Here is a 12,081-nt window from a genome sequence, read left to right on the forward strand (position 1 = left end):
GTCATGGCGCTGTGTGAACGGTGGCTCCTCCCGCAGACGAGGGGCCACCGTCTACCTCCCAAGGAAAAGCGGAAAGGTAAAGGCGATGACCGACAACATGCCCGAACTGGACGAACGCGCGCTCGATGCCGACCCGAACGCCGAATATGACCGATTAGCGCGAGCCATGGCGACGCCGGCGCAGCTCGCCGACCTCGAGGACCTGCCGAACCGTGTCACCTTTCTCGACATGGACGAATTGAAGGAGGTAGCGATCGGCGCCCGCAAGGCCTGCGACCAGTTCAAGGCGACCTTGTTGGAGACGATCGAGGACGGCGTTGAAACCGAGCTGCAGGCGCAGCTGGTCCGCGAATCCATGGTCGACGAGTACATCTTCCGCCGCACCTGCCACATCCTGGCTGATGAGTTCCAGCGCCGGCGCACCGGCATCGCGCCGCGGGGCAAAGGGATGAACTGACTTGCAGGCATCAGCTCGTCGACCTGAAAAACAACGTTGCGATGTCCATGCGGTCGCCGGCCAGTGCGGCATCCGCATTCTGAAACCGGATCAACACAGGAACGGCGGCCGCCCTCGGGAATGCTTCTGCCCACGAACCCTCAAGCGGATCGGCCAGGCACACGGCGAGGACCATCTTCGCCAGGTGCTGCGGACGATCGTCGACAGCAAGGGCAACGCCGGCGCTCTTCAGAGTGATGTCATCACCGCGGTTTCGACGGTGCTGCGCTCCGGACACGTCGAGGCCGGCACCGCACTTTTCGAGACGATGGATAGCGTCGACCTCCTCGAGCTGCGGCGCTGGGCCCAGGCCGTGCAGGGCAAGGCGACACTCGACGAGATACTTTCCACGGTGCTGCTGTTTCGCCTGGCGGGCCCGGAGAAGCTGATACCGAAGCCAACGACCAAGGAAGTCGCGCGCCTCGAACGCAATGCGGCCCTGAAGGCCGTACGGGAACGGAAGAAAAAGATCAGGGCTGCCGGCGATCGCCAGAACGCCGCATAGGCTTTTCGGCCAGCATGGCGTTCTGCTATTGATCGTCGATGCACGATTCAGCATGGACCGCGAAGGCCGTCGAACACCTCGTCGTCGAGGCCGCCGCGACAGCCATGCTGCTGCCACGAGAGCGCGGCCCACGCGCCTTTGGCAATTCGATGCCGACGCCACTTCGCGACTGGTCGAACTACGGACAGGAGCCGTCCCGCTATATCCGCCGGCCAAGCCCGGCGGCGATCGACCGCATGATGCTCGCCGTCGACACCATGAACCATCTCGCCGATGAGGGCGATCGCATCCTGGTTCACGCCTGGTCATGGCAGAAAGCCCGACGGGGCAAGTTCCTGAACGATTTTGCGGCCCGGGAAGGCGTGAACTGCCGAACGCTCCGCCGGCGGATCTCGGTCCTGTGCGGGACGATGGCCGACCGCCTAAACTGTGCCCGCAAGCCGGCCGCAGGCGCCAGCCTGGAGGAGATCGAGGCCGCCGAGGCTCCGGAGTGTGCGCCGGCGCCCCTCGCCCGTTCTCCAGCCTTCCTGCTGGCTCCCGACGCCAGGCCTCGCCACGATCCGGACAGCCCCGAGCTCGCCGAATTGGCGAAACGGATCGAGCGCGGCAATCGACGGCGTGAAAAGATGCGGCGGGCGGCCAATGGTAGCGAAAGGGCTGCCTGAATCTACTCCGTCGCCGCCGGCGGGTATTTGAAGAGCGCATTGGCTCTTGGGCTCTTGTATTGGTCAAGGCTGGCCCAGATCGCCCAGCTGGCGACCGGCGCCGCCCGGCTCGACAGCTGAATTCCGCTCTTCCCATTCGTAAGATCGAAATTGATAGACTGATGCACAAATCCATGAGGCGGCGCGAACCTCATAACGGTTGCCCCGCTGTCGATGAGCAACTTTATTTTCGGATCCGGTTGAAACGTGTTCCCTGGCGCCGTCTCGGGACCCGGCCGCTCCTCGAGAAGCCATTCCATGCCGTAGGAGAGACAGCGATCCGTGGATGCGCCTTCGTACCAGGTCAGGGGATTTTCGAATTCTGGGCTGGCGAGAATGCCAAACATCGGATCCACACCGTTGTTTCCCAGCATTAATGCCAGCGAAGTGCCGGCGCCGGAGCTGAGCGCAAAGCGGAACAGTTCGCCCGGCACAAGCTCATCTGCGCGCTTGTGGGTGAGGCCTAGAAGGCTCTGCATGGGTCCTATCCCTTTTTCTTGGCCAGCAGGCCCTTGATCCTGGACACGCCCTTGGCGCGCTGCGCTGGGCTAAATGCGCTTTCGGAGAAGCAGCCACGGCAAAAAGTGCCGTCGAGCTCGTGCAGGTGCGTTCCCTCGTAGAGGCCTTGTCCCATCTGCACAGATCGACCGCATAGGTCGCAATCGTGCATTACTTTGTCGCCGATGACCTCGCGGAACACCATCGGGGCGGCGATCCTAACCGAACTCGATCGAGATGAGGTTCTCACCGCGCGTTTTGAAGCGAGAGAATTTTAGCGCATCGCCATGATCACAGGTGCCGAAAGTGACTTCGGCATCGTCGGGTAGGTCGGCGATCGCGTTCCTTACGTCGCCGACTGTCAGTGGCCCGCCGCCGCCAGATCTCATCCCGCCCGACACGACGTGATCTCGATTGTAATTCTGTCTCTCAGCCATCGCCCTACCTCCGCTCGATTCGCATGTTCGCGTGGATGGATTAGGGGAGCAAGTGGCGGCGCGGCTTTATGAACCGGCGCGTCGATTGTCAGCCGTTCCCCACAATGCTGCCAAGATCGGCTTGCGCACTGCGAAGCCTCACGCCGGCGCCCCCATCGGCCTGCTCGCCATCGGCCACGAAGACAACGCCGGCGGCTTCAAGGGCGAGCCGCAGCACCTGAACGGTCGCGTTCCGCGGCGTCGACGCGCCGATCTCGAACTGGCGGATGGTGACGACACCAACGCCGGATGCGTCCGCGAGAGACTGCTGTGACCAGCCCAACATCGCGCGGGCGGCGCGGCATTGCTCAGGTGTGATCGTGTCCACAGGGGCTCCCTTCGATTCTCGCCGACAGCCAGCACTTACCACAGATGTTGAATATAGTGCCAATCTGTCGAAAAACGACAAAACTGATTGACATCCGATAGGTGACGCCGCAGCTTTCGACCTGCGGGAACAATCACGTTTTCGATCCCAAAGGGGGGAATATCAATGCCGAACGCACCTGTTCGGGCAGCCGCCGAAGGCATGCCCATTAGCCGCCGTTCTCTCATGGGCGGGATTGCCGCCATTCCGGCCGTGTTAGCTCCAGGACGAGCGATCGCCGCGCCGGACGCTCCATCGAGCGTCCAAGGCTTGATCGAAGCCCATAGAGCCGCCCTGGCGGCATGGTTGGCTACGCTACCGTCGCAGGACAGCCAACACGACGACTTCGATCCCTCACCGGCGGCAACGGCGCGCTATGACACAACTAGTGACGTTGAATGGGAGGCTCGCGAGGCGCTGTTGACCTTTCGGTGTCGGACCTTGGCCGAGATCACCGCCAGGGCCAACTACCTTGCCGACCAGGAGAAGAACCGCAAGAGCATGAGCCTCGATCCCGCCCAGATGGAAATGCTGCTGGCCTCGATGACGAGCAGCTTATCATGACCGCGCCGCGGCTGGCTCTCGCGCCTGTGCCATCACCTCGCGACCGAGCCATCTGGCATCTGCGGGAGTTGGAGAGACTGGTCCTCGCGAGCGGCGCGGGCGCGGTTTCCATCCTATCGGTCGGCATCAACTATCCTGATGGCAGCAGCAAACTTATCGGCATCAACGTCAACGATGGCAGGCTCATGGATTTCGACGGAATGCTTGACGGGCTCTCGGCGTGACCCGCTGGCGGGAACGATCGGTCGACGAGGCTTTGAGAGAGATGCACTCAGCAGCCGATCGCGTCCGGGCACTTCGGAACGCCGACGACATGCTCCGCGCCACCGGGCTCGTGCTGACCGATGACGACGAGCTCGTTGACGCCGAAGCCGAGCTGGCGGCCTGCCAACGGGAAATCGACGAAGCCGCCCGGCGCTGTCGCGATGTCATCGGCGAGTGCGCGGGATCGGCCTGAAGACCAGCCCGCCGCTTCGGCGGCGGGCCATCCGCAAGGATTCTCGGCGCCTCGAAGAAATCGCCACCATGTCGCAGCCATGTCGCACGGACGCGCCGGAACTCCCGAAAAGCTGTTAGGAATCAATGGGACAGGACGGAACCGGTGAAAAGGCTGGAATCCTTGCCCTTGCAGCCCTCCAGTCCTTGCGGTTCCTTAGAAATCAATAGCTTAGGTGAGTCCTTGGCCTGAAAATGGCATCGGACTCTGACTCCGTTAGTCCTGGTTCGAATCCAGGTTCCCCAGCCAATTCCCAATTGTAGAACCGTTTAGGGCCCCTTTGCGGACCGAGCAGTAGCTTCGCTTGCGGTGGGGGGGGGAAATGATGGCGGACCTTTAACCTCCAAGGGCCGACGTGGTGACTTGATGGCAGGCCGACGCCGGGGGCTTGGCTGCTTGGCAGGCTGGCCATGTCATCAAATTCGCGAGGACAACTCAAGCAACCATTGCGGAGAGCGGTCAACCAAATATGTCTCGATCCGCTTGTCCGCGCCGGTCAGAATGAACAGTCCGGTGATGAGCACCAGGCCACCGAGGGCCATCTTGCCGCTTCTTCCAGCCTTCAGCATTTGATCTCGCCTTCTTGCCAGCCATTCGCGCGAGAACCGCCCGAGCATGAGCAGCGGTAGCGCAGCGCCGAGCCCGAACGCCACCATGACGGCCGAGACCTGGAACAAATCCCTTCCTTGGGAGGCGAGCACCGAGGCTGCGCCCAAAGTCGGCCCTACGCACGGGCTCCATATCGCACCGAGCGATAGGCCCAAGCCGAACTGGCCCCCGAGCCCGCTGGCGCTGAAGCCGGATAGGCGGCGATCAGCCCAATTGCTCACCGGCCCGCCGGCAGAGGCGAACCGGGTCTGAAGGGCCGGGACGACGAGCACAACGCCGGTAGCCACCAGAAGCACCGCCGCGACGCCGCGGAAGACGTTGGTGTCGAGACCGAGGGCAAATCCAGTCGTTGCGACGAACAGGCCAATCGCGACGAAGGAAAGAGCCAGGCCCGCAGCCAACGCCGCTGGACCCCATCTGTGTTCCGATACCGCAGCGCCCAGCACCAGTGGCAAGAGAGGGAGAACGCATGGCGACAAGATCGAAAGCACTCCAGCGACAAAGCCAACGAACACGCTCGTTAACGACATGGGACGACGGCGCTCAATGAGTCGACTGGACAAGGCTCGCGATCGACTGGGGGGCGGTATCTCCAACCGAGCGGCCCGTTTCGTTCGGCCCGCGGAAGGCGATCAGAGTGCTTTGCGTGCGCGCGTTGAAATAGCGGACGACCTCTTTTTGCGTATCGAAGTCGACATCGAAGATGACCACATTTTGGTTTCCGGCTTCATCCATCAAGGCATTGACGATCGGCTCTTGTGCCCGGCAGGTCGGGCACCAATTCGCCGAGATATCGACCAGGATGCGCGCGTTCCGTTTCTGGGCTGCGGAAAAGGCCTCCCCGGAGAAGTGTTGCCTGTTCGCAGCTACGGCCGGGAGCGCCGAGATTGCGGCTATCAGAGACGTCGCGACAGCAAAGGTGGCAAATTGGCGTCGGTTCATGGCTATTCTCCAAGAGTCGGATCAGTTGAGGGTCGGGGATCGCGGCGCCACCCAGCCAAACATCGTGCGCGCAAAGACACCGCCCAAAAAGACGAGCATCGCGGCCATGCCGACGTTCATGATCAGGATCATGACGGTCGCATCGATCGGGTGGATCAAGGACAGTGCCGTGGCCGTGATGGCCGCGATGGACAGGCTGCCCATGACCGTCACGATGCGCGGTCGCAGCAACGCCGAATGGCGCAGCATGACCAGCATAGCGAGAGACAGCGGCAGGCTCGTCAGAACGATCGTGGCGAAACACCGGGCGGTTTCGCCGAAGGTCACGCCTTGCGGACCGATGCTCACCCATTGCGTGAGGCATTGATAGCCGATGTTCGACAGCCAAAGGCTGAGGGCCGGAATCGGCAACAACAGCCACAGCCGCGAGCGATCCGGCAAGCTCAGCGCGAAGGCGGCGATCGCCGAGAGGATTCCGGTTGCGAGCGAAGCCGTCATTCCGATCACGAAGGAAGGCTCGCGCAGACACTGTGCCAGGTCGAAACGGATGCCTTGGCTGATGACCAGCAGAAACAGGACCATCGCGGCGAGCAGAAGCCAGATTGCCGCACGGTTTACCGGCGGCCGAAGCCGTTTGACGGGCTTTACGTCGCTTGCCAAACCGGCAATGAGATCATCGGTTCTCACGACTGTCGTCTCCCTTGAGGATTGCCCTGCGCAGGCTTGCAATGGCGCGGTGCGTGGCCACTTTGAGCGAACCAATTGAAATGCCTGTAGCCGCTGCCGCCTCCTTCAGCGATAGGCCTTCCAACTTCAGAAGCCGGATCGCCGTCTGCTGGATGGGCGGAAGGTTCGTGACGGCGCGGGCCAGGCCTATCGAATCGCTGTCCGTTGCGGTGTCGGGGCTTGCCCACCATTCTTCGTAGCCGTCCGGAAGCTGCGTTTCACGCGTCCGGATGCGCGTCCCTCTGCGCGACCGATCGACAACACGTCGATTGGCGATCGCATGAAGCCACGGCCCGAACGGGCGCGTCGGGTCGAAAGTGTGACGGATGGAGTGGAGCGTCAGCAGGATGTCCTGCACGACGTCCTCGCGATCGGACGGCGGAGTGTACCATCGGGCCACATAGGATCGGAGGTAGGGAGTGATCTCACGCAGCAGCCGTTCGTAGGACTGTGAATCGCCCTCCTGGGCCCGCGTCATCAGGATGGACCATTCGACGTCGGGAATTGTCCGTCGCATGTGCGCCGCCTTCGGACGAACGGCGGCTGGACCGCCCTCTTCGTCCGACACGAGCCGGAGCTTTGGTTGCGTTTTGCGCGTCGCATGTGTCATCGGAATGGTGCTTTCCTCACGCGTTGCCATCCGATGCTAGGCCAGCAAGGCCGTCGAGCAGGCGGTCCAGCGAGGCCGGCCCGGGTCCGACCGCAACAATTGCGATCGCCAAGGCTGCCCAAGGCAAATGGAAGTTGGCCCATCCCTCGGGCACGACGAGCTGGATGACGCCGGTCATCACTAGGAGAGCCAAAGCGCTGAGGCGCGTCGCCAGGCCGACGATGAGCAAAATCGGCAGTACGATCTCTGCGATGCCATCCAGGAGCGCCATCAGGTCGGGCGCCGGCATGTCGTAGAGCTGGCCGAAAATGTGCAGCTTGAATTCATCCTCGAAGAGGTACGAAGCGGTCGGCGCCAGTTGCAGGAAGCCGTCCCACTTGGTCATGCCCGACATCAGGAACGGCATCGCGAGGGCAATTCGCAGAGCGATCGGTGCCACCAAGGCGGCAATGCCGGCCAAGCCGCTCAGCCCCGCCCGCACAGCCGCGATCAGGCCGTCGAGCAGGCCGGGGTTCGCGTTTCTAGCTGGCAACATCGCTTGTCCCCTCAGGAAGGTGCCAACCGGTGAGCGCACCGATGGCAATCAAATCTTGAATATTGCCCGCCAGGTCGAACCGCTCATCGGCACGAAACCCCGTCTTGGCGGCCTCCGCCAGGCAGCGGCCTTCGGCAAGGGCGCTTACGAACTCAAATGCACCGGGCGGCATTGCGCGGATTTCCACGTCGGCGTCTGGTCTCACCAGCATGACATCCTCGGCCACGTCGAGGTTCACCGGTGCCGGACTGCAGCCAGGCTGGTTCATCTGCCAGATCGTCAAGGCCGGGAAGGTCGAGCGCACCAGTCTCAGCGTCGGATGGAGCGAAAAGCTCATCAAAGGTGCGACATGCTGTGGAATCGCGTTGAAAGCCGCCGGCTCGAGCGAGGTCGCGTCCGTCCCGTGGAAGGCCTCCGTGAAGGACCGTTCGATGCACGCCACGTCGCTGAGATAAGGCACAGTCGCGGCTGGGGGAAAGCCGCGCAGGAACTCCGGAAAGCCCGCGCCGTATTCCAAGAGGACCGGGGTCGCGGGCGGCGAGCGGCGAAGGAAAATGCCCGCTATGGCATCGAAGAACTCATCGCCGACAATCCGAACGACCGCAGGGTAGGCGGCGCGAAGCGCCTCCGTCAGTCCGACGACCACATTGTTGCGGTAGACCGCAAAGCGCTTAGGGCTGGGCTCGCCGTCAGGCCCGACGAGTCCCGGAGGGACCAACTGGCCCGGATCGAGCAAAGCAGCGCCAAAGCTCCTCAACCGTTCGTCAAGCGACAGCATGGCGCGGTCCCTTGCTGCCCTTGTCGCGAAGAATAGTCTCGGCACGATCGGCTTCCGACTTCAACTCGCTCCACGACGGGACATTGGCGTCCCATTCGATCAGGGTCGGGAGAGCCCCTGTCCGGGTCACTGACTTGGAATACAGCGCCCAAACTCTCTGACTGACGGGGCGGTCATGGGTATCGATAAGGAGTGGGCGATCCCTATCGTCGGTTTCCTGGGTGTAACCCGCCAGATGAATCTCCTGCACGCGGGTAAGTGGGAAGCGGTCGATGTAGTCGATAGGATCCCACTGCTGATTGGTGCAGGCGATATGCACGTTGTTGACATCGAGCAGCAGTCCGCAGTCCGTGCGTTTCGCAATTTCGGCCATGAAGTCGACCTCGTCGTAGGTGCTTTCGACAAAGGCCAGGTAGGTCGAAGGATTCTCAAGCAGCATCTGCCGCCCGAGAAACTCTTGGACCTCGTCGATATGCTGGCAGACCCGCGCAAGGGTCTCCCTCGTATAAGGCACTGGCAGAAGGTCATCCATGAACCCCGCGTCATGAGTCGACCAGGCCAGATGCTCGGAAAAGAGACCGGGTTCATATCGGGTGATCAGCGCCTTGAGCCGGACCAGATGATCACGATCAAGAGGACGATCGCCGCCGATCGACAGGCCGACGCCATGGAGCGACAGCGGGTAGCGCTCCCGAATGGCAGTGAGATAGCGGTGCGGCGGGCCACCCGCACCCATATAGTTCTCCGCATGGACCTCAAAGAAACCGAGATCGGGAGCTGACTCCAGGATGATCCGGTAATGCTCAGGCTTGAGCCCGACGCCCGCTCTGGCGGGGATAGTCGCCGCGCGAAAGTTTTGAAGAGAGTGCATGTTCATGGTGGGGCCTGTCCAGAGAGGTCGGTAGGTTTGTGATGGGCAGCCGGGAATACCGCCCATCACCACCGACGTTTAGGCCTTGAGGGGCTTGAGGCTGCCGTGGCCGCTCGGGGTCGAGATTGTGGTGCAGCTACCCTTGGCGACGAGCTTCCAGGCATTGCCCTGGTAGTCGATCATGCTGGTGCCCGCGCAGGTCGTGCCGGCGCCGGCGTAGCAGTCGTTGTGGCCCTTCACCGCCACGCCGTAGCATTTCTCGAACTTGCCGGTTTTCATCTTGGCCTGGTTCTTGGCCTGGGTTTCCTTCATCATCTTTTCCATGTCGGCCTTGCTCGTGCTCATGGCGGCATAAGCAGGCGCGAGCGAGACGACCGCGGTTGCGAACGCTGCGGAAACGACGGCTGAGATCATGCGGTTGGACATCTGTTTCTCCACTGAGTGAAACTGGCCTTCGCCAGACGAGGCCAGTGATGGCTCGCTCTATCCAAGTTCGCTCGGAGGACCGTTTAGGTTACGCGAGTCCGCAAAAAAGCGATCGCGACCTCGATCTGGCGGAGACCAATACTGGCGGGCACGTTGTCGTCCTGGCGTCGATCCCGGAGGCAATTCGCTTTTCCAAGAAATTGCGGGCTCAATACCGAGGTCTGCCCTCTATTTCACATTGATGGGCCGGGTCCACTTTGCCCGACGAGGCGTTGTGAACGGTCAGCGATTCGAAGACGGCTAGGAGCACGCTAATGGCAATCTCGCTGCGCAACCTTCAGTGGGTTACAGCTATCGCAGGGCGCGAGCATAGTTTGTTGGAGAATCTCCGGCGAACTTCTGGATCAATTCCAAGGGACTTGCGCTAACTGATGTTCACGACCAATGACGGCACGCGCCAGAATCTAATGTCCGCAGTCACCCATTCAGGTGATGAGCGCGGGCTGTGGCCGAGCCTTTGCTTATAAAAGCATTTTCTAATATAATTGAAGGTGCCCGCTTTTGGGTCCGCGTCGCGTATGGGAGGATGCCATGGCCGATGGTGGAATGAATGTCACCAAACTTGAATCCAAATCTCACGACAACCCGGATGAGGTTCGCTCGCCCGCCAAGACACGCGTCGAGGTGGTACGGCTTCCGGGCTTTACGCTTGGACGGCTCAATATGGAGCCGGGATGGAAATGGTCCGAATGCGTGAAGCCGGTCGTCAAGACGGATAGCTGTCAGGTATCGCATGTCGGCTACGTCGTTTCCGGAACCATCACCGTCAGGATGAATGACGGAAATCAGAAAACCTTCACGAAGGGTACGTCCTACACAATCCCGCCCGGTCACGACGCCTGGGTGGAAGGCAACGAACGCTTTGTCTGCATCGAGGTCATGAGCGCCGAGCAATACGCCAAGCCGGCGTAGGGCAGGCTGCAAAAAGGTTCGCGTCGCGCGGCGAGGCTGCCGCCGCAACATGAACATGCAGTCCACAACCACCGCGCATATCAGCGCCACGCCATTGTCGCGGTCGCACGCCGGTCGCCTCATCCCTTCCACATCGTCGATCGAAGAACGGCCTGCATATGCTCCGGGAGGTCGAGTTCGCCGCGCGCCTCGATCTCCAAAAGATACCGGGCCTTGGCCACGCCATCGCCTTCCTCGACCGCGGCATGGCCGCAGATGGCGAGCAGCGCCCTCTCCTCCTCCCGGCCTGCCCTGCCGGAGTCGCCGCCGCCTATGTCGTGCAGCGCCTTGCCGAACGCCGCATATGCCGTCCTGTGCGCCTCAATCAGTTCTCCCAGTCTATCGGACGGTTCCTGGTCTCGGCCCGGCGACTCCGTGTCGCGTGCGGTTGCCGCAACCGTCGAGGCGACGACTGCGCTGCCGGAATGGAAAAGCAGGGCGCGGCGGTTGATCCTGGACGTGGCGAACTCTCCCATTGCTCCGATGGCCATCCGATCGATGGCATGACACCATCAGACGTTAACACGACGGTTCGCACATTCGTGTCAGGATGGAAGGCCCCGAGGCAGCCGACGGCAAGCGCGGCAGGGTGATGCGCGGCACCTGAATCAAGCTTCCCGCCCCCGAGAACGGGCACGGCGCTTCACTTTGAGCGGCTTGAGGCAGCGAGATTTGCAAGGCAAAAAAAGATCGGTGGCTGCTGGCGCGGTCCAATGGCTAAGGTTGCGTAGAAGTTTCCTGCACGAGGCGGCGTAGTGGTCACTGATACCGAATTCATTCGCGAGAGCATCCGCCAAGGCTGCGTGATGCCTGCCGATCGCGAATTCGTCATCGACAGGCTGGTAAAGTATGTCGGCAACGGAAGGATCCGTTGGCATGTCGAGTTTCGTGGGCATCGCGTCGAGTTCACAACCGGCCAGTTGAAGAAGCAGCCTACCTTCCGCAGAAGGATGCTCGAACAGGCCGGTGTGCTGCCGCCGCAGCGTGCCGGGGCCGACTACAGGCGATGGGCTCTTGATCTGAGAAAGAATGCCATCGAGCTTCCCTGGCGGGATAGGCCGGTCGATGCCGGTTTTACCATCGACAGGCTCACCAGCCATGGGAATGACCGCTGGACGGTTGAACACCAGGGCAAGGTCATCAAATTCACGACGACCAAGCTCCGCAGACAAACCAGTTTCCCCAAACGCATGCTGGCCAAGGCCAAGGTTCTGCCGCCCCAACTGGATCCTGCTGCCTATCGCAAGTGGATGGATTGGCTCATTCAAAACGCCACCGAGGCAGACCTTCAGACCGGCGCTGCTTCAATGACCGAGAAAAGTTGGCTTGACCACCTGCCCGAGCTGGCTGGCTGGCAGAGCGAAGCGACGCCACAACGGCGCGGCCGAAGACAACCTACCTCGGGTTGACGAGTGCTGGCGGCGTTGCCATCGGGCTGACTTAGACCGCGCGGCTTCCCTTTTTGGG

21 protein-coding genes are annotated in these 12,081 nt (G+C 61.8%); 8 read left to right on the forward strand and 13 right to left on the reverse strand.

Annotated elements, in window-relative coordinates; translation table 11 throughout:
• Positions 1-85 precede the first annotated feature (85 nt).
• The 3 genes from EB815_RS25390 (at position 86) to EB815_RS25400 (ending at position 1,666) form a co-directional block, all read left to right on the forward strand.
• The gene (locus tag EB815_RS25390; RefSeq protein WP_065004996.1) at positions 86-457 is read left to right on the forward strand and encodes a hypothetical protein; all 372 of its coding nucleotides are present in this window, start codon (positions 86-88) and stop codon (positions 455-457) included.
• A gap of 1 nt (position 458) precedes the next feature.
• Entirely contained in the window at positions 459-1,001 is a 543-nt protein-coding gene (locus EB815_RS25395; RefSeq protein ID WP_155772392.1) for a hypothetical protein, read from the forward strand.
• Positions 1,002-1,105: 104 nt separating this feature from the next.
• Positions 1,106-1,666: a hypothetical protein gene (locus EB815_RS25400; protein WP_155772391.1), complete on the forward strand. Its 561-nt coding sequence runs from the start codon at positions 1,106-1,108 to the stop codon at positions 1,664-1,666.
• A 2-nt stretch (positions 1,667-1,668) separates the two neighbouring features.
• Here the strand turns inward: EB815_RS25400 and EB815_RS25405 are convergent, their stop codons facing one another.
• From EB815_RS25405 to EB815_RS25420, 4 genes are all read right to left on the reverse strand, one after another.
• Entirely contained in the window at positions 1,669-2,184 is a 516-nt protein-coding gene (locus EB815_RS25405) for a hypothetical protein (RefSeq protein ID WP_065004993.1), read from the reverse strand.
• A gap of 5 nt (positions 2,185-2,189) precedes the next feature.
• Complete coding sequence (locus EB815_RS25410; protein ID WP_065004992.1) at positions 2,190-2,408, reverse strand: hypothetical protein; 219 nt, start codon at positions 2,406-2,408, stop codon at positions 2,190-2,192.
• 13 nt (positions 2,409-2,421) lie between these two features.
• On the reverse strand, positions 2,422-2,640 hold the full coding sequence (locus EB815_RS25415; RefSeq protein ID WP_155772390.1) for a hypothetical protein: 219 nt from the start codon (positions 2,638-2,640) through the stop codon (positions 2,422-2,424).
• A gap of 88 nt (positions 2,641-2,728) precedes the next feature.
• Positions 2,729-3,007: a helix-turn-helix domain-containing protein gene (locus EB815_RS25420; protein WP_348626800.1), complete on the reverse strand. Its 279-nt coding sequence runs from the start codon at positions 3,005-3,007 to the stop codon at positions 2,729-2,731.
• Positions 3,008-3,172: 165 nt separating this feature from the next.
• On the opposite strand from EB815_RS25420, the gene EB815_RS25425 reads away from it, so the two are divergent.
• The 3 genes from EB815_RS25425 (at position 3,173) to EB815_RS25435 (ending at position 4,067) form a co-directional block, all read left to right on the forward strand.
• Positions 3,173-3,610 (forward strand): hypothetical protein, encoded by a 438-nt coding sequence (locus EB815_RS25425; protein WP_155772389.1) that lies wholly within the window; start codon positions 3,173-3,175, stop codon positions 3,608-3,610.
• The gene (locus tag EB815_RS25430; RefSeq protein WP_065004989.1) at positions 3,607-3,834 is read left to right on the forward strand and encodes a hypothetical protein; all 228 of its coding nucleotides are present in this window, start codon (positions 3,607-3,609) and stop codon (positions 3,832-3,834) included. The genes EB815_RS25425 and EB815_RS25430 overlap by 4 nt, the downstream gene beginning before the upstream one ends.
• Positions 3,835-3,923: 89 nt before the next feature.
• Positions 3,924-4,067: a hypothetical protein gene (locus tag EB815_RS25435; RefSeq protein ID WP_155772388.1), complete on the forward strand. Its 144-nt coding sequence runs from the start codon at positions 3,924-3,926 to the stop codon at positions 4,065-4,067.
• Between the two features lie 455 nt (positions 4,068-4,522).
• Here EB815_RS25435 and EB815_RS25440 read toward each other — a convergent pair whose 3' ends face one another.
• The 8 genes from EB815_RS25440 to EB815_RS25475 all read right to left on the reverse strand — a co-directional run bounded on the left by EB815_RS25440 (position 4,523) and on the right by EB815_RS25475 (position 9,603).
• Entirely contained in the window at positions 4,523-5,245 is a 723-nt protein-coding gene (locus EB815_RS25440) for a cytochrome c biogenesis CcdA family protein (RefSeq protein WP_056562677.1), read from the reverse strand.
• A gap of 13 nt (positions 5,246-5,258) precedes the next feature.
• On the reverse strand, positions 5,259-5,657 hold the full coding sequence (locus tag EB815_RS25445; protein WP_056562680.1) for a thioredoxin family protein: 399 nt from the start codon (positions 5,655-5,657) through the stop codon (positions 5,259-5,261).
• A gap of 21 nt (positions 5,658-5,678) precedes the next feature.
• Positions 5,679-6,344 (reverse strand): NrsF family protein, encoded by a 666-nt coding sequence (locus tag EB815_RS25450; protein WP_196772374.1) that lies wholly within the window; start codon positions 6,342-6,344, stop codon positions 5,679-5,681.
• The gene (locus tag EB815_RS25455; RefSeq protein WP_056565447.1) at positions 6,331-6,993 is read right to left on the reverse strand and encodes a sigma-70 family RNA polymerase sigma factor; all 663 of its coding nucleotides are present in this window, start codon (positions 6,991-6,993) and stop codon (positions 6,331-6,333) included. The genes EB815_RS25450 and EB815_RS25455 overlap by 14 nt, the downstream gene beginning before the upstream one ends.
• 16 nt (positions 6,994-7,009) lie before the next feature.
• Positions 7,010-7,528: a DoxX family protein gene (locus EB815_RS25460; protein ID WP_056562687.1), complete on the reverse strand. Its 519-nt coding sequence runs from the start codon at positions 7,526-7,528 to the stop codon at positions 7,010-7,012.
• Positions 7,515-8,306 carry an HvfC/BufC N-terminal domain-containing protein gene (locus tag EB815_RS25465; protein WP_056562691.1) on the reverse strand — a complete coding sequence of 264 codons (792 nt, stop codon included), beginning with the start codon at positions 8,304-8,306 and terminating at the stop codon, positions 7,515-7,517. The genes EB815_RS25460 and EB815_RS25465 overlap by 14 nt, the downstream gene beginning before the upstream one ends.
• Complete coding sequence (gene bufB / locus EB815_RS25470) at positions 8,293-9,177, reverse strand: MNIO family bufferin maturase (protein WP_171883363.1); 885 nt, start codon at positions 9,175-9,177, stop codon at positions 8,293-8,295. The genes EB815_RS25465 and bufB overlap by 14 nt, the downstream gene beginning before the upstream one ends.
• 78 nt (positions 9,178-9,255) lie before the next feature.
• The gene (locus EB815_RS25475) at positions 9,256-9,603 is read right to left on the reverse strand and encodes a BufA1 family periplasmic bufferin-type metallophore (protein ID WP_056565450.1); all 348 of its coding nucleotides are present in this window, start codon (positions 9,601-9,603) and stop codon (positions 9,256-9,258) included.
• Positions 9,604-10,194: 591 nt separating this feature from the next.
• Between EB815_RS25475 and EB815_RS25480 the strand changes: the two genes are divergently transcribed.
• Positions 10,195-10,575 carry a cupin domain-containing protein gene (locus EB815_RS25480; protein WP_065004987.1) on the forward strand — a complete coding sequence of 127 codons (381 nt, stop codon included), beginning with the start codon at positions 10,195-10,197 and terminating at the stop codon, positions 10,573-10,575.
• Between the two features lie 119 nt (positions 10,576-10,694).
• Here the strand turns inward: EB815_RS25480 and EB815_RS25485 are convergent, their stop codons facing one another.
• Positions 10,695-11,090 carry a hypothetical protein gene (locus EB815_RS25485; RefSeq protein ID WP_065004986.1) on the reverse strand — a complete coding sequence of 132 codons (396 nt, stop codon included), beginning with the start codon at positions 11,088-11,090 and terminating at the stop codon, positions 10,695-10,697.
• Between the two features lie 279 nt (positions 11,091-11,369).
• Here EB815_RS25485 and EB815_RS25490 point away from each other — a divergent pair, with 279 nt between their 5' ends.
• The gene (locus EB815_RS25490; protein WP_065004985.1) at positions 11,370-12,023 is read left to right on the forward strand and encodes a hypothetical protein; all 654 of its coding nucleotides are present in this window, start codon (positions 11,370-11,372) and stop codon (positions 12,021-12,023) included.
• The last annotated feature ends 58 nt before the right edge of the window (positions 12,024-12,081 follow it).

Source organism: Mesorhizobium loti (assembly GCF_013170705.1).
In the GTDB taxonomy this organism is placed as follows: domain Bacteria; phylum Pseudomonadota; class Alphaproteobacteria; order Rhizobiales; family Rhizobiaceae; genus Mesorhizobium; species Mesorhizobium loti_D.

Coding starts and splice junctions, on each gene's coding strand:
- EB815_RS25390 (WP_065004996.1), top strand. CDS start 86: ATGACCGACAACATGCCCGAACTGGACGAACGCGCGCTCGATGCCGAC.
- EB815_RS25400 (WP_155772391.1), top strand. CDS start 1,106: ATGCTGCTGCCACGAGAGCGCGGCCCACGCGCCTTTGGCAATTCGATG.
- EB815_RS25405 (WP_065004993.1), bottom strand. CDS start 2,184: ATGCAGAGCCTTCTAGGCCTCACCCACAAGCGCGCAGATGAGCTTGTG.
- EB815_RS25410 (WP_065004992.1), bottom strand. CDS start 2,408: ATGGTGTTCCGCGAGGTCATCGGCGACAAAGTAATGCACGATTGCGAC.
- EB815_RS25415 (WP_155772390.1), bottom strand. CDS start 2,640: ATGGCTGAGAGACAGAATTACAATCGAGATCACGTCGTGTCGGGCGGG.
- EB815_RS25425 (WP_155772389.1), top strand. CDS start 3,173: ATGCCGAACGCACCTGTTCGGGCAGCCGCCGAAGGCATGCCCATTAGC.
- EB815_RS25430 (WP_065004989.1), top strand. CDS start 3,607: ATGACCGCGCCGCGGCTGGCTCTCGCGCCTGTGCCATCACCTCGCGAC.
- EB815_RS25435 (WP_155772388.1), top strand. CDS start 3,924: ATGCTCCGCGCCACCGGGCTCGTGCTGACCGATGACGACGAGCTCGTT.
- EB815_RS25440 (WP_056562677.1), bottom strand. CDS start 5,245: ATGTCGTTAACGAGCGTGTTCGTTGGCTTTGTCGCTGGAGTGCTTTCG.
- EB815_RS25445 (WP_056562680.1), bottom strand. CDS start 5,657: ATGAACCGACGCCAATTTGCCACCTTTGCTGTCGCGACGTCTCTGATA.
- EB815_RS25455 (WP_056565447.1), bottom strand. CDS start 6,993: ATGACACATGCGACGCGCAAAACGCAACCAAAGCTCCGGCTCGTGTCG.
- EB815_RS25460 (WP_056562687.1), bottom strand. CDS start 7,528: ATGTTGCCAGCTAGAAACGCGAACCCCGGCCTGCTCGACGGCCTGATC.
- EB815_RS25465 (WP_056562691.1), bottom strand. CDS start 8,306: ATGCTGTCGCTTGACGAACGGTTGAGGAGCTTTGGCGCTGCTTTGCTC.
- bufB (WP_171883363.1), bottom strand. CDS start 9,177: ATGCACTCTCTTCAAAACTTTCGCGCGGCGACTATCCCCGCCAGAGCG.
- EB815_RS25475 (WP_056565450.1), bottom strand. CDS start 9,603: ATGTCCAACCGCATGATCTCAGCCGTCGTTTCCGCAGCGTTCGCAACC.
- EB815_RS25480 (WP_065004987.1), top strand. CDS start 10,195: ATGGCCGATGGTGGAATGAATGTCACCAAACTTGAATCCAAATCTCAC.
- EB815_RS25485 (WP_065004986.1), bottom strand. CDS start 11,090: ATGGGAGAGTTCGCCACGTCCAGGATCAACCGCCGCGCCCTGCTTTTC.